General features: G+C 60.1%; 18 protein-coding genes. 11 read left to right on the top strand and 7 right to left on the bottom strand.

The features are described from left to right. The first annotated feature begins 2 nt into the window (after positions 1-2). From bufB to C9383_RS01125, 3 genes are read left to right on the top strand one after another with little or no spacing between them, the layout of a single operon-like run. Positions 3-881 (top strand): MNIO family bufferin maturase, encoded by an 879-nt coding sequence (gene bufB / locus C9383_RS01135; RefSeq protein WP_090366335.1) that lies wholly within the window; start codon positions 3-5, stop codon positions 879-881. Further along, positions 878-1,654, top strand: coding sequence for an HvfC/BufC N-terminal domain-containing protein (locus C9383_RS01130; RefSeq protein WP_090366337.1), 777 nt, complete (start codon positions 878-880; stop codon positions 1,652-1,654). The genes bufB and C9383_RS01130 overlap by 4 nt, the downstream gene beginning before the upstream one ends. Beyond that, entirely contained in the window at positions 1,651-2,136 is a 486-nt protein-coding gene (locus tag C9383_RS01125) for a DoxX family protein (RefSeq protein WP_060753807.1), read from the top strand. The genes C9383_RS01130 and C9383_RS01125 overlap by 4 nt, the downstream gene beginning before the upstream one ends. On the opposite strand, the gene C9383_RS01120 is transcribed toward C9383_RS01125, so the two are convergent. Continuing rightward, positions 2,127-3,041, bottom strand: a complete 915-nt coding sequence (locus C9383_RS01120) for a LysR family transcriptional regulator (RefSeq protein ID WP_090366338.1) — start codon at positions 3,039-3,041, stop codon at positions 2,127-2,129. The genes C9383_RS01125 and C9383_RS01120 overlap by 10 nt on opposite strands. Before the next feature lie 105 nt (positions 3,042-3,146). Here C9383_RS01120 and C9383_RS01115 point away from each other — a divergent pair, with 105 nt between their 5' ends. From C9383_RS01115 to C9383_RS01105, 3 genes are all read left to right on the top strand, one after another. Next, positions 3,147-3,746, top strand: a complete 600-nt coding sequence (locus C9383_RS01115) for a short chain dehydrogenase (RefSeq protein WP_090366340.1) — start codon at positions 3,147-3,149, stop codon at positions 3,744-3,746. Positions 3,747-3,842: 96 nt separating this feature from the next. After that, complete coding sequence (locus tag C9383_RS01110) at positions 3,843-4,514, top strand: COG3650 family protein (protein ID WP_090366341.1); 672 nt, start codon at positions 3,843-3,845, stop codon at positions 4,512-4,514. Between the two features lie 106 nt (positions 4,515-4,620). Further along, on the top strand, positions 4,621-6,234 hold the full coding sequence (locus C9383_RS01105) for an NAD(P)/FAD-dependent oxidoreductase (protein ID WP_090366343.1): 1,614 nt from the start codon (positions 4,621-4,623) through the stop codon (positions 6,232-6,234). Positions 6,235-6,337: 103 nt separating this feature from the next. Here the strand turns inward: C9383_RS01105 and C9383_RS01100 are convergent, their stop codons facing one another. After that, positions 6,338-7,432 carry a PLP-dependent cysteine synthase family protein gene (locus tag C9383_RS01100; RefSeq protein ID WP_090366344.1) on the bottom strand — a complete coding sequence of 365 codons (1,095 nt, stop codon included), beginning with the start codon at positions 7,430-7,432 and terminating at the stop codon, positions 6,338-6,340. A gap of 217 nt (positions 7,433-7,649) precedes the next feature. Here C9383_RS01100 and nhaA point away from each other — a divergent pair, with 217 nt between their 5' ends. The 5 genes from nhaA (at position 7,650) to C9383_RS01075 (ending at position 12,763) form a co-directional block, all read left to right on the top strand. Continuing rightward, on the top strand, positions 7,650-8,825 hold the full coding sequence (gene nhaA, locus C9383_RS01095) for a Na+/H+ antiporter NhaA (RefSeq protein ID WP_060753831.1): 1,176 nt from the start codon (positions 7,650-7,652) through the stop codon (positions 8,823-8,825). A gap of 167 nt (positions 8,826-8,992) precedes the next feature. After that, positions 8,993-10,225: an S-type pyocin domain-containing protein gene (locus C9383_RS01090; RefSeq protein WP_090366346.1), complete on the top strand. Its 1,233-nt coding sequence runs from the start codon at positions 8,993-8,995 to the stop codon at positions 10,223-10,225. Further along, positions 10,222-10,557 (top strand): hypothetical protein, encoded by a 336-nt coding sequence (locus tag C9383_RS01085; protein ID WP_090366347.1) that lies wholly within the window; start codon positions 10,222-10,224, stop codon positions 10,555-10,557. Before C9383_RS01090 ends, C9383_RS01085 begins: the two co-directional genes overlap by 4 nt. A gap of 48 nt (positions 10,558-10,605) precedes the next feature. Further along, positions 10,606-10,941, top strand: coding sequence for a hypothetical protein (locus C9383_RS01080; protein ID WP_090366349.1), 336 nt, complete (start codon positions 10,606-10,608; stop codon positions 10,939-10,941). A gap of 199 nt (positions 10,942-11,140) precedes the next feature. Next, positions 11,141-12,763, top strand: coding sequence for a methyl-accepting chemotaxis protein (locus tag C9383_RS01075; RefSeq protein WP_060753813.1), 1,623 nt, complete (start codon positions 11,141-11,143; stop codon positions 12,761-12,763). Between the two features lie 342 nt (positions 12,764-13,105). Here C9383_RS01075 and C9383_RS01070 read toward each other — a convergent pair whose 3' ends face one another. The 5 genes from C9383_RS01070 to C9383_RS01050 form a co-directional block, all read right to left on the bottom strand. Next, positions 13,106-13,570: an outer membrane lipoprotein gene (locus tag C9383_RS01070; RefSeq protein ID WP_090366350.1), complete on the bottom strand. Its 465-nt coding sequence runs from the start codon at positions 13,568-13,570 to the stop codon at positions 13,106-13,108. A gap of 254 nt (positions 13,571-13,824) precedes the next feature. Then, a complete protein-coding gene (pdxH, locus tag C9383_RS01065) occupies positions 13,825-14,472 on the bottom strand; it encodes a pyridoxamine 5'-phosphate oxidase (protein WP_060753815.1) in 648 nt (215 codons plus the stop codon). A 27-nt stretch (positions 14,473-14,499) separates the two neighbouring features. After that, on the bottom strand, positions 14,500-15,654 hold the full coding sequence (locus C9383_RS01060) for an OmpA family protein (RefSeq protein ID WP_090366352.1): 1,155 nt from the start codon (positions 15,652-15,654) through the stop codon (positions 14,500-14,502). 143 nt (positions 15,655-15,797) lie between these two features. Further along, positions 15,798-16,943 carry a serine hydrolase domain-containing protein gene (locus C9383_RS01055; protein ID WP_090372239.1) on the bottom strand — a complete coding sequence of 382 codons (1,146 nt, stop codon included), beginning with the start codon at positions 16,941-16,943 and terminating at the stop codon, positions 15,798-15,800. An 82-nt stretch (positions 16,944-17,025) separates the two neighbouring features. Then, positions 17,026-19,323 carry a beta-galactosidase gene (locus tag C9383_RS01050; RefSeq protein ID WP_090366354.1) on the bottom strand — a complete coding sequence of 766 codons (2,298 nt, stop codon included), beginning with the start codon at positions 19,321-19,323 and terminating at the stop codon, positions 17,026-17,028. Positions 19,324-19,363 lie beyond the last annotated feature (40 nt).

Genomic DNA, 19,363 nt, shown 5'->3' with positions numbered 1-19,363 from the left:
GGATCATGACGCTCTCACACCCACACACGGTCTTGTCCGCTCAGGTGCCCGGCCTCCCCCACAGGGCCGGGCTGGGGCTGAAGAACGAGCATTTCATCGAAGTGCTAGAGACCTCGCCCGACATCGGTTTTTTTGAAGTACATGCCGAAAACTATATGGTGGCCGGCGGCCCGTTTCATCACTACCTGGGCTTGATCCGCGAGCAGTACCCACTGTCATTGCATGGCGTGGGCCTGTCCATCGGTGGCGAAAGCCCGCTGAACCGTGAGCACCTGGCACGGTTGGCTGCGCTGATCGAACGCTATCAACCCCAGTCCTTTTCCGAACACCTGGCCTGGTCCAGCCATGGTCCGGTGTTTCTGAATGACTTGCTGCCCCTGGCCTATGACACCGCGACCCTGGACCGGGTGTGCGAACACGTCGATCAGGTCCAGAACGCCCTCAAGCGCCCCATGCTGTTGGAGAACCCGTCGACCTATCTACAGTTCCGGCGCTCGACCCTGGACGAGGCGGATTTCATCAGCGAAATCATCCGGCGCACGGGCTGCGGCCTGTTACTGGACGTCAACAACGTCTACGTATCGTGCATCAACCACCAACGCGACCCGCTGGCCTACCTCAACGCACTGCCATTGCATGCGGTGGGTGAGATCCATCTGGCCGGTTTTGCCGAAGACACCGACAGCCTGGGCGATCGCCTGCTGATAGATGATCACGGCGCGCCCATCGACAACGCGGTATGGCAGTTGTACGAGCAGGTGCTGACGCGGACCGGCCCGGTTGCCACGCTGATCGAGCGGGATAACCAGGTACCGGCCTTGCGCGTGCTGCAAGCCGAAGCGCAACAGGCCGACTGGCATCTTTCGCAGGTCACCCCATGAGCCAGCACAATGCGTTTACCCAGGCCCTGCTCTCACCTGACCGGGCCTGCCCCGATGGCCTGTTCAGCAGCAACGGCGCCGACCCGGCGAGCCGCTTTGTGGTCTACCGCAACAACGTCCATAGCTCGTTGATCAATGCACTGGTAGCGGCTTACCCGGTGACCTTGCAATTGGTCGGCGAGGCGTTCTTCCGTGCCATGGCGGGCCTCTTCGTACAGGCGTGCCCGCCCACCAGCCCGCTGATCAGCGAATACGGCAGTGCATTTGCGGCGTTTATCGAGGACTTCGAGCCGGCAGCCAGCGTGCCTTATCTGGCCGATGTTGCGCGGCTGGAACGGCTGCGGGTTCGCGCCTATCACGCCGCCGATGCCCCGCCGATGGATCGACAAGCCATTTTGCTCGCACTGCAAGCTGAAACCGAATTGGGCAGCCTGCGCCTGCAACTGCATCCATCCCTCGCCACGCTGGATTCTGCCTACGCCATCGTCGGCATCTGGTCGGCGCATCAGTGCGAAGAGGCCATTGCCGACTTCAACCCCTGGCACGCTCAAAGTGCGTTGGTTTTACGCCAAGGACTGTCAGTCAAAGTCTTCGCGATCGACCCGGGCACGGCCGCGTTCATCGACCACCTGAACCAGGGCGTGGCGCTTGAAACGGCGGTGGAACACGCCCTCCAGGTGTCGGCCGAATTCGACCCGCTCCCCTGCCTGAACCTGCTGATCAACCACGACGTCATCACTCACTTGCACACCAAACAAAAGGTTTCACCATGAACACATCCTCCTCTTGCCTGATTAAACGGCTCATCGCGATTTTCGAGAAGATCCCCTACAGCGTGATCGCCTTTCTCGCACGTTTCTCCATCGCCGCGGTGTTCTGGAAGTCCGGACAGACCAAGGTCGAAGGCTTTGCCATCGACCTGGTCAGCGGCACCTTCCAACTGGGCGAGCCGCGTCTTGCCGCGTCCACCCTGCCGCTGTTTCGCAGTGAATACCACGTCCCCTTGCTGTCGCCGGAAGTGGCCGCACACATGGCTGCGTTTGCCGAGCACTTTTTCCCGGTCCTGATTCTGGTGGGCGTTGCCACGCGCTTCTCGGCGTTGGCGCTGATTGGCATGACACTGGTCATTCAACTGTTCGTCTACCCGGAGGCATACCCGACGCACGGCACCTGGATCGCGATATTGCTGCTGCTGGTCGCCCAAGGCCCAGGTCGCCTGTCCATCGACCACTGGATCGCCCGCCGCTATCGCTGAATTCGGTCGAGGGCTTCGCCGCTGCGCTTGAACCACTCCACCAGGTAATCGGCCAGCACCTGGGTACGACGCGGCAGCCCACCCTGGTAAGGATGAACCAGGTACATGGGCATACTCCGTGTGGAATAGTCACGCAGTAGCCAACGTAAACGGCCGTCAGCCAATTCAGCGGGTAACACGTAGGACGGTAGCCGCGCGATGCCCGCCCCCACCAGGGCAGCCTTTTTCAGCAGGTTGTAGTGGTTGGAGGCAAAGGTGCCGCTGACCCGCACCCGCAACAGCTCATGCTGCTGGTGATATAACCATTCCTCACGCCCGCTGTAGTGGCTGTTGAGCAGGCAGGTATGCGCCGCCAGATCCGCCGGGGTCAGTGGCTCACCATGCTGTTCCAGATAGGCTGGGCTCGCGCAGGTCATCTCGTGCCAGGCCAGCAATGGCTTGGCAACCAGGCGTTCATTCTCGATGGCGCCCATCCGTACCCCCAGATCAAAGCCGTCCCGGGCCAGGTCCCGGTAGCTGTTGTTCAGCTCCAGCTCGATCTGCACCTGCGGATATTGCTGGGAAAACTCCAGCAGCAAGCCATCAAAGAAGGTTTCACCCAACGACACCGGAACCGTCATACGTACCGGCCCGGCGAGATCGTCCTTGAGCCTCGCCAATGCCTGACGGGCGCGTTCCACTTGCACCACCAGCGCCTGAGCCTGAGGCAACAATGCCGCGCCGGCCGCGGTGAGGCTGAGCTTGCGGGTGGTGCGATGCAGCAACACCACGCAAAACTGCGCTTCCAACTGGCTGATACGCTTGGATAACTGCCCCTTGCTGCACCCCAGTTGCTCGGCCGCCACCGTAAAGCTGCCGGCTTTGATCAGCACGGCAAAAGCTGCCAGGTCATCCATCTCGCTCATGGATTGTTTCCATTTGAAAACCAAAGGTTGCCTATTAGCGCGTTTATCCACTCGAAAAGCCATCTTAGACTGGATGCGAACCCTACATTCAAGGAAACCTGCACGATGAAAATCCTATTGATTGGTGCCAGCGGCACGGTCGGCTCGGCGGTCAAGGCGGAACTGGGGCAGCGTCACGAAGTGATCAGCATCGGTCGCAGCAGCGGCGACTTCCAGGTGGATATCAGCGACAGTGCGTCGATCCGCAAGCTGTTCGAGCAGACCGGCAAATTCGATGCGCTGGTCTGTACCGCAGGCAGTGTGAACTTTGTCGCGCTGGGTGAGATGAGCGAAACCGACTTTGAACTGGGCCTGCATGACAAGCTGATGGGCCAGGTCAACCTGCTGCTGATCGGCCGTGAATACGCCAACGATGGTGCCTCGTTCACGTTCACCAGCGGCATCCTCAACCGCGACCCGATCCGCACCGGGGCTTCGGCGGCGCTGGTCAACGGCGCACTGGATGCCTTCGTCAAGGCTGCTGCGATCGAGTTGCCACGCGGTTTGCGCATCAACTCCGTCAGCCCCACCGTCCTGCTGGAAGCCATGGGCAGCTATGCGCCTTACTTCCGTGGTTACAAACCGGCTCCCGGCGCAGATGTGGCACTGGCCTACGCAAAAAGCGTCGAGGGACTGCAGACGGGGCAGACGTTTATCGTCGGCTGATTTTCAAGTCTGTAAGAATCGCCTGAAGCAGGGCGCTGGACTTGTGATGCAGCCCCAGCCTGCGTAACGTGACGGCACTTGTCTGGAGACCCGATAATGCGCGCCGCCCGTACCCTCGTTCTGTTTGCCTTGCTTCCCTTGTTCGCCGCTTGCCAGATGTTCGAAAGCGAACCGGCCAAGCCGTCTACCGCCGGCCTGACCCGTATGCAGGGGGCGTTGACGGCAGTGGGCGGCAAGCTGTTGTTCCAGCCGTGCAACGATCAACGCAACTATGTGGTCAACGACACCGGTGGCACCAGCGTCCTGCAGGAAGCCGCTTCACTGGCCGGCCAGCAAGGCGAACTGTTTGCCGACTTGCGTGGCAAGTTCTCCGGGGTTGCCAGCGGCACCCAGGGTTCGGTGGAACTGCAACAACTCTATCGCGTCGAGCGTTCTACCTCGGCCTGCAACGATCCGGATTTCAAACGCACGATCCTGCGCGCCAGTGGCCATAAACCCGCCTGGACGATGAACGTCACCGCCAAGGGCATGGTGCTTGAACGCGAAGGCCAGCCGCCTTTGGCCGTGCCTTATGTCGAAGAACAGATCGGTGATGGCCGCTTCAACCTGATGACCGAAGCCAACAACCAGCACGTCGAACTGTGGGTAGCCCCGCAGCGTTGCGTCGACAGCGCCAGCGGCAGCCTGCAGCACATGACCGCCGAACTGCGGGTCAACGGCCAGGTACAGCGTGGTTGCGCGGCGTTTGGTGGCTCACGGGACGACTGATTCGGCCCTGCGCTGTTTTAACCTGACGGAAACCTGCCATTGGGGCTTATAATCGCCGGTTTGCAAAACAGCCGGCCTCCTTGCCCGCCGCCTACCGGACCCTGTCATGTTACGAATCACCGAACTCAAGCTGCCCATCGACCATCCCGAAGAAGACCTGCGGCCAGCCATCGTGCAACGCCTGGGGATCGCCAGTGATGACCTGCTCGATTTCACCCTGTTCAAGCGCAGCTACGACGCCCGTAAAAAATCGTCGGAGCTGTGCTTCATCTACACCATCGACCTGAACGTGAAAGGCGAAGCCGCCCTGCTGCTCAAGTTCGCCGACGACCGCAACGTCAACCCGGCGCCGGATGTCAGCTACAAGGTGGTCGGCCAGGCGCCGCAAGACCTGATCGAACGACCGATCGTGGTGGGCTTTGGCCCTTGCGGCATCTTCGCCGGCCTGCTGTTGGCGCAAATGGGCTTCAAGCCGATCATCCTCGAACGTGGCAAGGAAGTTCGCCAGCGCACCAAGGACACCTGGGGCCTGTGGCGCAAAAGCGTGCTCAACCCTGAATCCAACGTGCAGTTCGGTGAAGGCGGCGCCGGCACCTTTTCCGACGGCAAACTGTACAGCCAGATCAAGGATCCGAAATTCCACGGCCGTAAAGTGCTGCACGAGTTCGTCAAGGCCGGCGCGCCGGAAGAAATCCTTTACGTCAGCAAGCCGCACATCGGGACCTTCCGCCTGACCGGCGTGGTGGAAAACATGCGCCAGCAGATCATCGCCCTGGGCGGTGAAGTACGCTTCGAACAACGCGTGACCGACGTGCTGATCGAAGAGGGTCAGTTGAACGGTGTGGTGATCGATGGCGGCGAGCAGATCCTGTCCAAGCACGTGATCCTCGCCCTCGGCCATAGTGCCCGCGATACCTTCCGCATGCTCCACGAACGTGGCGTTTACATGGAGGCCAAGCCGTTCTCCGTCGGGTTCCGTATCGAACACCCGCAATCGCTGATCGATGCCGCGCGCCTGGGCAAGTACGCCGGGCACCCGAAACTCGGCGCCGCCGACTACAAGCTGGTGCACCATGCCAAGAACGGCCGCTCGGTCTACAGCTTCTGCATGTGCCCGGGCGGCACGGTGGTCGCCGCGACGTCCGAGCCACACCGCGTGGTCACCAACGGCATGAGCCAGTACTCGCGCAACGAACGCAACGCCAACTCCGGCATCGTGGTGGGCATCACGCCTGAAGTGGATTACCCAGGTGGCCCGCTGGCCGGGATCGAGTTGCAGGAACGCCTGGAGTCCCACGCGTATATTCTCGGTGGCAGCAACTATGAGGCGCCGGCGCAGCTGGTGGGCGACTTCATCGCCGGCAAGCCCTCCACGGCCCTGGGCAGCGTGGAGCCGTCCTATAAGCCCGGCGTATCGCTGGGCGACCTGGCCTTGGCGTTGCCGGACTTCGCCATCGAGGCGATCCGCGAAGCCTTGCCCGCCTTCGAGAAGCAGATCAAAGGCTATTCGCTGCACGATGCGGTGCTGACGGGTATCGAGACCCGCACCTCATCGCCGTTGCGGATTACCCGTAACGATTCGATGCAGAGCTTGAACGTGAAGGGCCTGTATCCGGCCGGCGAAGGCGCCGGTTACGCCGGAGGGATTCTGTCGGCGGGTGTTGACGGGATTCGGATTGCCGAGGCGTTGGCGCGGGATATCTTGGGTATCCAAGCCTGACCCAACGCAACTCAATGTGGGAGGGGGCTTGCTCCCGATAGCGGTGTATCAGCTACAGATAAGCTGACATACCGACTGCTATCGGGAACAAGCCCCTCGCCTCTCAGATATTGGCGCGCAAGATCGTTTCAGGTAACGGCTCGCCGCGTTCGACACTGGCCGCAACGGCCGCCATCAAACCCTTCAATTCATAGCCCTGAGCCTCAAGCCAAGCCTGATCGTAATAGGTAGTGGCATAGCGCTCACCCCCATCGCACAAGATCGCCACGATCGACCCCGACTCGCCTGCCGCTTTCATCTGCTGCGCCGCCATCAGGGCGCCAACCAGGTTGGTCCCGCTGGAGCCGCCGACCCGCCGCCCCAAACGCTCGGCCAGGTAATGCATGGCTGCCAGCGACAGGGCATCCGGCACCTTGACCATCGCATCAATCACCTTGGGCAAAAACGACGCCTCGACCCGTGGCCGACCAATCCCTTCGATCCGAGAGCCACAGTCCAGGCGCAAACTGGCATCGCCGCTTTGATAAAAGTCGAAAAATACCGAGCGTTCGGCATCTGCACACAGCACGCGCGTGCAATGCTGGCGATAACGCACATAGCGCCCCAGAGTTGCGGTGGTGCCGCCGGTGCCGGGGCTGGAAATCAACCAGCTCGGCTCGGGGTGATGCTCGAAGCGCATCTGCTGGAAGATCGATTCGGCGATGTTGTTATTCGCCCGCCAGTCCGTGGCCCGCTCGGCGTAGGTGAATTGGTCCATGAAGTGGCCACCGCTTTCCTTCGCCAGGCGTTCGGATTCGGCGTAGATCTGCGTCGGGTCCTGCACCAGATGGCTCTTGCCACCATAGAAGGCGATCTGCGCAATCTTTTCCTGGGACGTGGTCGCCGGCATGACCGCAATGAACGGCAGGCCGAGCAGGCGGGCGAAGTAGGCTTCCGAGATCGCCGTCGAACCGCTGGAGGCTTCAATCACCGGCGCGCCCGGCTTGAGCCAGCCATTACACAATGCATACAGGAACAGCGAACGGGCCAGCCGGTGTTTCAAGCTGCCCGTGGGGTGGCTGGACTCATCCTTGAAGTACAACTCGATACCCGGCAGCCCCGGCAATGGCAAAGGGATCAGGTGCGTGTCGGCGCTACGCTGGAAGTCCGCTTCAATGATGCGAATGGCTTCACGGGCCCAGGTACGGTGGTCGCTCATAAGATGGGTCTCTAAGGATTTCAGCCCGAATCTTAAGGGGTTTCCTACACTGCACACAGATACAGTGACGACTCAATTAGACACACAATTGCTAGGCTTTGGCGGCCTGCCGACCCTGAGCGCCGCTTATAACAAATAAGAATATAACTTTTGTTTTAACAACTAACGGTACGGGTTAGGGTACCCATCTATTGAACCTTGAATGGGAGAGCATCCCTTGCCTCTGCGTAGCACTTTCACCCGTTTCTTCCAGCTGGAAGCCGCCAGCGGCCTGTTGTTGATCGCCGCCGCCGCCCTGGCGCTGATCATTAACAACTCACCGTTGTCGCACCTGTATAACGCTTTTCTTGATGTACCAGTGGTGGCACAGGTCGGCGCGCTGAAAATCGCCAAACCCGCCCTGCTGTGGATCAACGATGGCCTGATGGCTCTGTTCTTCCTGCTGATCGGCCTGGAAGTGAAGCGAGAACTCCTCGACGGTCACCTGTCCAAGCCATCGCAAGTGGTATTGCCCGGTGCCGCCGCCATCGGCGGCATGGTCGTACCGGCGCTGATCTATTGGGCGATCAACAAGGACTACCCCGCCGCGATGTCCGGCTGGGCGATCCCCATGGCCACCGATATCGCCTTTGCCCTGGGCGTCCTGGCGCTGCTGGGCAAGCGCGTGCCGGTGTCGCTGAAACTGTTCCTGATGACCTTGGCCATCATTGATGACCTGGGCGCCATTATCGTCATCGCGCTGTTCTACTCCGCCGATCTGTCCGGTGCCTCCCTGGCAGGTGCGGGCGCTTGCCTGATTGCCTTGATCGCCATGAACCGCCTGGGTGTGATCAAGCTTGGGCCCTACCTGATCATCGGCCTGATCCTGTGGGTTTGTGTGCTCAAGAGTGGCGTGCATGCCACGCTGGCCGGTGTGACCCTGGCATTCTGCATCCCGATGCGCACCAAGAATGCCGAACCCTCGCCGCTGCTCACCCTGGAGCATGCACTGCATCCGTGGGTGGCCTACGGCATCCTGCCATTGTTCGCGTTTGCCAATGCCGGCGTGTCCCTGGCGGGCGTCAGCCTGGACAGCTTCACCCATCACGTGCCCATGGGTATCGCCGCAGGCTTGCTGATCGGCAAGACCATCGGCGTATTCGGCCTCACCTGGCTAGCCATCAAGACCGGCCTCGCCGCCCTGCCCAGTGGCGCCAACTGGGGCCAGGTGTTCGGTGTAGCGATCCTGTGCGGCATCGGCTTCACCATGAGCCTGTTCGTCGGTTCCCTGGCCTTTGTGCCGGGCGCCAGCGAATTCGCGGGTGAAGACCGAATGGGGATCCTGACCGGGTCGATCCTGGCGGCGTGTATCGGCTATGCGGTAACGGCCATGGCAAGTCGCAAGAAAGCCTGAGCCCTTTGCGGGAGCCGGTAATCGGCTCCTCCTTTCCCCTCTACTTATTCAGCTCATTCCTCGTCACTTCGCAGATCTAACCTACATCCCCCCTCCTCGGCTTGCCATAACGTCGCGCTTCCGACTTTTGCGTCGGACCTCGTTATGCACAAAGCCAGGAGGGCGCAATGAAAAACAAGGATGTAATGGTCTGGCGATGCTACGGGACTGGAACCGGTGGCTATCGGCTACTGGAATCCATGAATGAGGCGGAACTGGCAGCCCGTGAAGCGGCACAGCAACAAGACCTTAGCGTGATGATCAACCGACAGGTCACGCTGGAGGCACTTCTTGAAGTTAAACCACCGCCCACGCCGCCGCCCAATCCAGGCTGCGTATTTACCAAGTCCTGCCATTTGCCGGACGCCATCATCGACTATCAAGATCCAACCGGTCATGTGCCACTGGATCGCCTCAGCGATTATGGCGAATTCGCACTCTTGGGAGGGCGCGAATCAGACGACTCAGGCCTGCTGCCCCTTGGCAAGATAAGTGGTAGCCCACTGCCTGCGGGGCTTGGGGCGCTGGCGTTGGGTGGTACTGCGACAGCAGACAGCCTGGCGGCAATCGCCACGGCGAGCGCCGGCACCCTAGGTACAGCATTTCTGGCAGGCGTCATCGCCTTGGTCTGGCCTTCCAGCCTCGGTGACAGCGCGCTCTACACCGAGGAGCAACTGCGCGCCATGACGAGGGCGCGAACACGGCTTCGCTTGCACATCGAGCAACAAGACGACGGTGCACTCAAGGCGTATGCCTTCTACACCGGGAAGCATCGCGACTGGGAGATGGTCGATGTGGTGCAGTTTCAGATGCGTGAAACGCAATACGTGGCCGACTTGGGAGACAGCGTCGAGTTGATCTGGACACCCGCCATTGACCCCGCGAACACGCTTGGCATACCGCAACTGGAGGCAGCGCCATCCACACCACACATATGGGTGTACCCCGCGAACGAAAAAGCCGCGAACATCATTGTCGACCCGATTTATCCACCGGATTACAAAGATTTTATTCTGGTGTTCCCAGTAGGCTCGGGCGTTAAACCGCTTTATATCGTCGTAAGCTGGAAGTATGAAGACGCGCCCTATCACAGCAAGAAGGGAAACTCGGTTAAGAGCAAAAGGCCGGAAAACGGATTAGATTCACTAAATAATTCGATAGAGGTTAATCCTCCTAATTCTCGTAGACGCATAGCTATTGATCCACATACCAAAGAGTTCGTGGTAATTGACCGCACTGCCGAAGGTGCATATCACGCCCACGTAAGACCGTGGGGTGAGCTGAGGCAAGATATGAAAAATGCCCTGATCAAGTCGGGGAAAACTAACCGAAAAGGTAAAATTTTGGGAGACAGCAAATGACCATGCGATACCACGACCCGTCCTTGGACCGCGATGAAGCCGTACGCTTTTTAGCTACCCCAGATCCAAACAAAGTGACAGAAGCACTGATCTCAATTGGGTTGAATGAAATGGACTCAACATGGGCTCAAGAAACCTGCCTTCAATTTGTCACCAACCCTGACGATGACATCGCATCAGCCGCCATCATCGCAATCGGCCACATTGCACGTAGGTTCGGTGAAGTAGAAATAACCAAAATTTCTGCATCATTCGAACAGGCAAAGCGTAGATCCCCTTCTCTATCTGGCGTAGTTGACGACGCACTTGGCGACATCGAGATGTATACATAGCCATTAACCGGCTACCCGACTGAGGGTGTTCACAGTGGCACCGGATAAATGAAAATGCGTTATCACGATCCAGACTTGAGCCATGACGAAGCCATAAGGGACCTCGCCACCGGCGACACTGAAAAAGCAACGACGGCACTGATTTCCATCGGGCTTAACGAAACAGATGGTGCCTGGGCTCAAGACACGTGCCTGATGTATGTTAACCATCACGACTCAATGATTGCATCGGCGGCGATTGTTGCAATTGGGCACATCGCACGTCGATTCGGAGCGCTGGACATGACCAAGGTCTCTCCAGCATTGCAGCAGGCAGAGCGCAAAGATCCCTCCCTTAGAGGAGTCATAGGAAGTGCACTCGACGACATCGAGATGTTCACCTAGGCCCAAGCCGCTACGCTGCCGGGTATTGCTTAACAGTGGCGCTGCGCAACCACAGCGCTATCTACCCATACCCTTGCTCCAATCCCCTAAAGACTTCCCCCCTGCCGCCGATTATCTGTTGTGGCGATCTCGCTGTCCCTCCTAGGGACACCCGCTCCACCTTGTTCTCCAACGCGTCTCCAGCCCGAGCGACAATCCCATGTTCCTGAGAAATATAAGAATCGCAGCCAGGGCCTTCATCGGCTTCGCTGCTATTGCGTCACTGAGTGTGTTTCTCGGTCTGTTCGCCCTCAAGCAGATCGGCGAAGTGCAGTCCCAGGCTGCCGACATACAGAATAACTGGCTGCAGCGGGTCCGGCTGCTGGCCCTGGCCAATGCTTCGCTCGACCGTTTTCGCCTGGGGGAAATGGCGCACATCCTGTCCTCTAGCGATGCAGACATGCAGACCTACGAAGAAAAATCCGCCGGCCGCCTGAAAGCGGTCAAAGAGCAGTTGGCGCAATACGCAGCCCTCCTGAACACCGCCGAGGAAAAATCTCGTCTCGATGTGTTCAACCAGAGCCTGGACGCGTATGCGCAGAACCACACCGAGATGCTCAAGCGCTCACGTTCAGGCGACAAGGCCGGCGCCCGCGACTTTCTCAACAGCATTCGAGAAAGCTACGAGCACATGACCAAGAACTTTGACCAACTGATCGACCTCGCCAACAAAGGCGCGGAACAAGCCGGCCTGACCTCCGTGGATGCTTATCAACACGCCATGAAAGGCATCGCGCTCGTCATCCTGCTGGTGAGTGGTGGCACCGTACTGGTTGCCTGGCTGCTGACCCGAAGCATTACCCGCCCCATCAATGAAGCGGTGCAGGTCGCCGAAACCATCGCCAAGGGCGACCTGACCCAGCCCATCAACCCGACGGGCAATGACGAGGCCACTCGCCTGCTCAGGGCGCAGGAGACCATGCGTAACAATCTGGTGCAGACTTTGCGGCAGATTACCGGCTCATCCAGCCAACTCGCCGCAGCCGCCGAAGAACTGAATGCCGTGACCGCCGAAGGCAGCCGCGACTTGCAGCAGCAACATGGCGAAATCGAACAGGCCGCCACTGCCGTCACCGAGATGACTACCGCGATTGAGGACGTCGCCAGGAACGCGGCTTCAACCTCCGACCTCTCCCAAGAGTCGCGCAGCATTGCCTTGAAAGGCCAGCAGCGCATGGTCGAAGCCCTGGATGCTATCCAGGCCCTGACCCGTGGCGTTGAAGTCAGCTCCGAGCAAGTGGGCAGCCTGGCCGAACAGGCCAAGGATATCGGCAAGGTGCTGGATGTCATCCGCACCATCGCCGAACAAACCAACCTGCTGGCGTTGAACGCGGCCATCGAAGCCGCCCGTGCCGGTGAAGCCGGTCGCGGTTTTGCCGTGGTTGCCGACGAAGTCCGCGCCCTGGCCCATCGCACCGCTCAATCGACCCAGGAAATCGAACAGATGATCGGCAGTATCCAGTCCAACACTGCCAGCACCGTGAAGACCATGCTCGACAGCAGCAGCATGACCCAGCAAACCCTGTCACTGGCCGAGCTGGCACAACAGGCACTGGCGGATATCTTGATGGCCAATAATGAGATCAACGATCGAAACCTGGTCATCACCACCGCTGCGGCCGAGCAAGCCGACGTTGCTCGGGCGGTTGATCGCAACTTGCTGAATATCCAGCAACTGTCGATTCAATCCGCAGAGGGCTCGACCCAAACCACCAGCGCTTCCCAATCCCTCGCCAGCCTGGCGCATGAATTGAATACGATGGTGAAGCACTTTCAGGTTTGAAACCGGGACGCAGAAAACCAAAAAGCCGCCTCGGTATAAACCGAGGCGGCTCACTTTTCAGACTCACAAACGTTGGCCACCACTCGTCACCGAACCTTGCACGCCCCCTTGAGCGACGGTAGGATTTCGCCCATGTCATCGCGTCCTATGAGCATGTGAGTCCAGCTTAAAATCTGGTTCGCAATAAAAAACCGCCCTACTAAGGCGGTTTTTTATTGCCTGCTTTTTCGTCATTTACGAAAAGCCTCACGTTTGAACGTTTCTCATAAAAAGTCTCGCACCAAGATACAAAAAACCCCAACCGGTCACCCGGTTGGGGTTTTGTGTTTCTACAACCGACGCTTACTGAGAAACGCGGCTTTGACCGTTAACGCTCATGATGCGCACGCGTTGGCCGATGCGGAAGATTTCATTCGGGTCAACTTGCTGGACGTAGGCGCGCATGCTGCCGTCGTCTTCGCGAACGGTGATTTCGACGCCTTGGGTGCGGGTCAGGCCTTCCTCGGCAGCGGAGCCCAGCAGGCCGCCGGCAACGGCACCGATGACGCCCGTGACGATACTGCCACGGCCACCGCCGATAGCACTGCCGCCGACGCCACCCACCACTGCACCGGCCACGCTGCCGATTGGGGTCTTGGTGCCTTCGATTTTCACTGGACGCAGGGATTCGATGGTACCCATGCGAACGGTCTGTACGCGACGCGCGTCATCACGGGAGTACGAGTCGCCGGTCAGACTCGAGGCGCAGCCACCCAACAGCAACGACAGGGTGGTAAAGCAGGCAACTAGTAAAACGGACTTACGCATAGCATCAACTCCAAAGGACAGGGTTTCATTAAACGCTGCGACTCGACGCCTGTCACGGCAAGCCGGGCAGAAAATTGCTTTCATTCAGCCTGAGTACAGACTGCCAGCACCATAGAAACCGACGAATGGTAGCATTTACGCTGTTCCAAGAGAGCGCTATGGACACGCTCATCCGTGTGCCGCACGCTCGAAAACACCTGAAGCCTCTTGATTCGAGGCTTCGGCGTGGAGGATCGAGCGTCAGGAAGGAAAGCTCAGGGAGCCAGGCGCTCGCGCACCCAGTCCGCGCCTTGCAGGCGATAGTTCAGGCGGTCATGCAGGCGGCTGGCGCGGCCCTGCCAGAACTCGATGCGCTCCGGCAAAAGCCGGTAACCACCCCAATGTTCCGGGCAATCGGGCTGGGTATCGCTGAAGCGTTGCTCGGTGGCCTTGAGCAAGTCCTGCAGTTCTTCGCGGTCACGAATGACCTTGCTCTGCGGGGACGCCCATGCCCCCAGGCGGCTGCCCAATGGGCGAACCTGGTAATAGGCATCGGACTCTTGCGGCGTGACCTTCACCACCCGCCCTTCGATACGCACCTGGCGCTCCAGGGTCGGCCAGAAGAACGTCATGGCCGCAAAGGGCCGCGCCGCAAGTTGTTCACCCTTGGCGCTCTGATAATTGGTGAAGAAGGTAAAGCCCTGCGCATCCAGGCCCTTGAGCAGCAGGATGCGACAGTGCGGGCGACCTTCCTGGTCAACCGTAGCCAAGGTCATGGCATTGGCCTCCACCGGTGGCTGCTCGGTTTTCACCGCATCGCCAAACCATTGGTGGAACAGAGCAAACGGCTCGTCCGGAGCCTGGGCCTCACTCAAACCGTCCCGAGTGTAGTCACGGCGCATATCGGCCAGTGCCTGGGTCATGCGGCTTTATCCTTCTGGTTCAGCGAATCAGTTTTTTGCCTGGTCGTTCGAAGCCGGTGCCGCGGCTTTGGCTGCAGGCTTTTTGGCTGCAGGCTTGGCCGCAGCTTTCTTGGCAGCAGGTTTGGCGGCCGCTTTCTTGGTCGAAGCCTTTTTCGCCGGCGCTGCTTTTTTAGCGGCCGGGGCCACGGGTGCCGGAACGTCCTGCACAGCGATCATTTCAGCCTTCGGCGGGTTAGCCGAGTTGTACTTGCTCAGCAAGGCCAGCATGGTGGTGCGCTGGGTGAACATGATTTCCATGCGACGGTTCAGGGCGCGGCCCTGGTTGCTGTCGTTGGCGGCACGCGGCATCAGGTCACCCATGCCACGCAGCATCAGGCGGTCTTGCTTCAAGCCGCTGAGGCTGAAAATCGAAGCGATGGATTGTGCGCGTTCCTTGGTCAGGGCCTGGCTTTGCGGTTCAGCACCGTTGGCGTCGACATGACCCAGTACCAGCACGGCGGTCTTCGGGTCGCCCTCTACGGCCTTGGCAACACGGGTGAATGGGCCCAGGGTCACCGGCAGCAGCATCGCCGGGCGTTTCGGGTTATAGGACCCGTCCACCGGCGCAATGATCACCAACACGTTGTCACGGCGCTCAAGTTGCAGGTTGCTGTCCTTGATCGCGGTGCGCAGGCGCGGCTCGTAGTCGTCGAGCCAGGCTTGGGTGATTTTCGGGTCAGGCATCGGCACGTTGGTCACATCGACCTTGGCCAGTGGTTTTGGCTTGCTTTCGAACGGCCACCACCAGTGAGCTTCGTCGGTCTTGGCGACGGCAGGCGCTGCAGCCGGGGTTGCTGCCGGAGTGGCGGCCTTGAGGTCGGCTTTCAGCTCGGCCTTGGCGTCCGCAGCTTTTTCGTCGGCGCTTTTGGAAAAGAACGGCCACCAGCTGGAACCGGTCTCGGCCTTGGCTACCGGGGCAGGCGCTGGAGCGTCGGCTGCAGCGGCCACAGGTGCGGCAGGCTTGGCGCCGGCGGCAGGCTTGGCATCCGGTTTGGCGTCGGTTTGGCTCACTGCGTCCTTGGTAGCAGCCTTGTCAGATCCAAATGACCACCAATGCCCACCTTCGGCATCATTCTGTGGAGTTTGTGCGCAACCCGTAATAGTGAGGCACAGCGCCAGTGCCAAGGACTTGTTCGATAACATGAGATATCCACAAAATGAGAAAAAACCGGAGGGTCTGGATGACCCGTTAAACAGACACTTAATGAACATTTAAGTTACGTCATTTCGTTCAGCGTCTTCTTATACGTGCCTTTGTAACAAAAAATTGTGAAACAGCAAGCGGTTTACAGACAACCGGCCAATATTCCGACCAACTTCTGCGCACGCGGGTCCATAAGTACATAGGGGCCCAGCGTATTAGTCACAAAACCGAACGCTACATCATGTTCCGGATCGGCAAAACCCACCGAGCCTCCCGCCCCAGGGTGCCCAAACGCACGCGGGCCAAGGCCGAAGGTCGCGTTGGGCAACTGCGGTTGATCCAACATGCAACCCAGGCCGAAACGGGTTTGGGTCAATAAGGTTTTATCCGGCCCGATACTGTGTTCACGGGTCAATTGTTCGAGCATGTCGCTTTCCAGCAAACTACCGTCCAACAAACCGCTATAAAACCCTGCCAGGCTTCGCGCATTACCGTGACCATTTGCCGCTGGCTGCTGCATGCGTCGCCATTCAGGCTTATTAGTGCTGGTGAGAATAGAGGGTGGATTGGCGAATGCACGCGTTGTCAGTGCCGCAGGTTCGCGCATCATTACTTGCAACAACCTTTGTGCCGCTTCATCGCCCATGTTGCCTTTGCTACGCGCTATATGGGCGACACGATAAAACTCTGCGTCCGCCAACCCCACATGGAAGTCCAGGCCCAACGGCCGTGCAACCCGCGCCACAATGGATTCCCCAGGCCCACGCCCATCGGCGCGGCGCAGCAGTTCGCCTACCAGCCAGCCGTAGGTGATAGCTTCATAGCCATGCCCTTGGCCGGGCGTCCACCAGGGGGCCTCGGCTGCCAGGGTGTCGACCATCAACTGCCAGTCATACAGGGCTTCGGCAGGCAGCATTTCGCGGATCGCCGGCAACCCGGCCTGGTGACAGAGCAACTGGCGAAGGGTAATCATCTCCTTGCCCGCCGCGGCAAACTCCGGCCAGTAATCGGCCACGGGGGCATCCAGCTTCAGCTTGCCTTCGGCCACCAGTTGCAACGCCGTGACGGCGGTGAAGGTCTTGGTGCAGGAGAACAAGTTGACGATGGTGTCGCTGTGCCAGGCCTCGGCCCCATCCTTGTCGGCAGTGCCGGCCCACAGGTCGACGACGGTTTCGCCGCCGATCTGGATGCACAGCCCCGCACCTCGTTCCTGCGGGTCATCGAACAACGCGGCAAACGCTTCGCGTACCGCTTCGAACTGGAGTTCGTAATGACCCTGAATCTGCACCTGCGCGCCCTCGAAAAACACCGTAAAAAGTGGCCGACATTGTTCCAGCCATTGTGGCTTTTGTGAACCCGTCAACGCTCAATCAGTGACCATTTCCAGAGTGCCCGCCGGCATGCCCGGCGCCCTGTCCCGCACCTTTGCCGTCGTGCCCCGACTTGCCGCCTTCACTTTCACGCACTGCGCTGTCCGCCTTGGCTTTCAGCGCCTCCTTGCCCAGTTGGTCGACGGCCGCCAGGTTACTTTTACGCACACTTTCGACAAAACCCTGGTACGGCACGTCAGTGATGCCGACGAGGCCGAAGTGGCCGTTCTCGCCGTCCAGCAGTCGGCCGGTCACCGGTTGATCCAGGTACTGGAACCAGTGCACACCGACAATCGATGGTTCAGCCATGGCCTGCTTGAGGAAGGTGCCGTACGCCGAGCCGCGGTCTTCTTCCTTGGCCAGTTGCGTTACGCCACCCCAGAACGGCCCCCGGTCCGCCGAGCCGAAATTGAACTCCGTGATCAACACCGGCTTATCCAGAGCGCGCAAGGCGGCGAAGTCATAACCGTCCTGAGGCTTGAGCGTGTACATGTTGAAACTCAGCACATCGCAATACTGGGCGCAGGACGCCACGGCTTCCGGGGTGCTCACGGCGTAACGCCCGCCCAGCAGCAACTGGTTGGGCGCGTGCCATTTCAGCGAGTCGGAAATGGTCTTGAAGTAGGCGTCGGCGAAGGTCTTCTGGAAATATTTGAAGTCAGCTTCGATTTCCGGGTGTTCAGGGCTCGGCAGCGGCGGCTCGAAACCGGGATCTTCCATCAGCTCCCAGCCGGACAGGTGGATGCCCCAGGCTTTCGAAAGCCCCTCTTCGTTGCGGTACTTGTCGCGCAATTGCTTGAGGAACGCACGCTTGGCCGGTACGTCGGTGGTCATGCGCAACGTGCCGTAGGCCAGGGCGTAACGCGCCTTCGGGTCATCCCCCGGGCCGGCCCAGGCCAGTTCGTTGTCGGCGAAATAACCGATCAACCACGGGTCATCACGATGATCGCGGGCGGCAATGGCCACGGCACGCTCGGTGGCCATGGCGAAACGCGGGTCGAACGGATCGGGCATGCCGCCCCACCAGTCGGTGCCAGTGCTGATGCTGGCATAATCACCGACGATCGACAGCGGCAAGGTGTAAGGCACGCGGTCGGCGCTGGCCAGGTCCGGGTCGCTCCAGTTGCCCACGGTGTTGAAACCCCAGGCTTGCAGGCGATCCAGGGTGTGGGTCACCCAACGCTTCTGGTCGAAACCTTGGGTATCGTAGGTCCGTTGCAGGTTGGCGCCGTAGAAATCGTACCAACGCCCGGCCGCGAAGCCGCGCCCCTCGCCCGAGCCGTTGCCGGTGCGGTTATCGGCGCTGCCGTAGTACTTGTCGAAGGGCTCGCCGGCCTTGGGCAACGCGGCGAACATCCATTCACGGCCAGCCACGTAGGTCTGGCTGTTATCCGGTGCGACGGTGTTGACGCCCAAGGAGTAGAACGGGTGACCTTCCGGCGTCACCAGGTACCAGCGCCCGTCGCGCTTCTCGGTGCGGAAAAAGCCGCTGGCCTCGAATGCCGGGCCTTTGTTCCAGCCGCCGTAGCGGTCCAGGGACGCTTTGTCACGCTCCGCCAGCCAGCCCTTGAGTTGCTGCTGCTCCTTGGCGGCCGCGGCCTTGAGTTGCTCGTCGCTGCCGACCTTTTCCGGCCAGCGCGCACGCGTGGACTGGCCATAGGCATCCACCAGGTCACTGTAGGCCGCCTTCAATACCGGCTCGCTGTCCTGCACACCAAAACGTTCCAGCAGGATACTTTGGGCCGCATTGGGCTTGATCATCGACAGTGTCACCGATGCCACCTGGCTGCGGTCGACGTCACCGGCGCTGGCGGCGAGCAGCACACGCTGGCCGTCCACGGTGATCGGCATCGGCGGGCCGGCCTTCATGCCCTGGCTCAGCGGCGAATTGGCCTGCAACGGGATCAACAGGGTCTGGGCCGGGCCGGCCGGCAGATCGATACGGCTGACCAGGGTCTTGCCATCGGTACTCTGCACTTTGACGTAGAGCGTCAATGCCCAGTCCATGGCGCTTTGGATGCGCAGGCTCATGGCACTGCTCTGGGACCAGTCCCAGACGCCGGACTGCGGGCTGAGCACCAGGCTCGGTTCAGCGGCGGGGTTGAAGGTGATGCGGCGCAACACCTCGCCTTCGGGGGTTTGCTCGGCGTTGTATTGCGGCAGGCTGGCGTCCTGGGTCGCCACCTTGACCACGTCGGCAGGCCGGACGAAGTTGAACAGCGTTTGTTGCCCGGCAGGCGCGGCCATCAAGGGCGCAGCGAACAGCAGGGCAAAAAGGGCAGGCAGCGTGCGAATCATACGAACAAGGCTCTCCAATCGGCCGGTGAATGGCCTGATG

It is taken from the genome of Pseudomonas palleroniana, assembly GCF_003031675.1.
Classification (GTDB): domain Bacteria; phylum Pseudomonadota; class Gammaproteobacteria; order Pseudomonadales; family Pseudomonadaceae; genus Aquipseudomonas; species Aquipseudomonas palleroniana.
This window is presented reverse-complemented; position numbering and strand designations above follow the sequence as displayed.

Excerpts from the sequence above, each read along its gene's own strand:
- C9383_RS01130 (WP_090366337.1), top strand. The coding sequence starts at position 878 with ATGAGCCAGCACAATGCGTTTACCCAGGCCCTGCTCTCACCTGACCGG.
- C9383_RS01125 (WP_060753807.1), top strand. The coding sequence starts at position 1,651 with ATGAACACATCCTCCTCTTGCCTGATTAAACGGCTCATCGCGATTTTC.
- C9383_RS01120 (WP_090366338.1), bottom strand. The coding sequence starts at position 3,041 with ATGAGCGAGATGGATGACCTGGCAGCTTTTGCCGTGCTGATCAAAGCC.
- C9383_RS01115 (WP_090366340.1), top strand. The coding sequence starts at position 3,147 with ATGAAAATCCTATTGATTGGTGCCAGCGGCACGGTCGGCTCGGCGGTC.
- C9383_RS01110 (WP_090366341.1), top strand. The coding sequence starts at position 3,843 with ATGCGCGCCGCCCGTACCCTCGTTCTGTTTGCCTTGCTTCCCTTGTTC.
- C9383_RS01105 (WP_090366343.1), top strand. The coding sequence starts at position 4,621 with ATGTTACGAATCACCGAACTCAAGCTGCCCATCGACCATCCCGAAGAA.
- C9383_RS01100 (WP_090366344.1), bottom strand. The coding sequence starts at position 7,432 with ATGAGCGACCACCGTACCTGGGCCCGTGAAGCCATTCGCATCATTGAA.
- C9383_RS01090 (WP_090366346.1), top strand. The coding sequence starts at position 8,993 with ATGAAAAACAAGGATGTAATGGTCTGGCGATGCTACGGGACTGGAACC.
- C9383_RS01085 (WP_090366347.1), top strand. The coding sequence starts at position 10,222 with ATGACCATGCGATACCACGACCCGTCCTTGGACCGCGATGAAGCCGTA.
- C9383_RS01080 (WP_090366349.1), top strand. The coding sequence starts at position 10,606 with ATGAAAATGCGTTATCACGATCCAGACTTGAGCCATGACGAAGCCATA.
- C9383_RS01075 (WP_060753813.1), top strand. The coding sequence starts at position 11,141 with ATGTTCCTGAGAAATATAAGAATCGCAGCCAGGGCCTTCATCGGCTTC.
- C9383_RS01070 (WP_090366350.1), bottom strand. The coding sequence starts at position 13,570 with ATGCGTAAGTCCGTTTTACTAGTTGCCTGCTTTACCACCCTGTCGTTG.
- pdxH (WP_060753815.1), bottom strand. The coding sequence starts at position 14,472 with ATGACCCAGGCACTGGCCGATATGCGCCGTGACTACACTCGGGACGGT.
- C9383_RS01060 (WP_090366352.1), bottom strand. The coding sequence starts at position 15,654 with ATGTTATCGAACAAGTCCTTGGCACTGGCGCTGTGCCTCACTATTACG.
- C9383_RS01050 (WP_090366354.1), bottom strand. The coding sequence starts at position 19,323 with ATGATTCGCACGCTGCCTGCCCTTTTTGCCCTGCTGTTCGCTGCGCCC.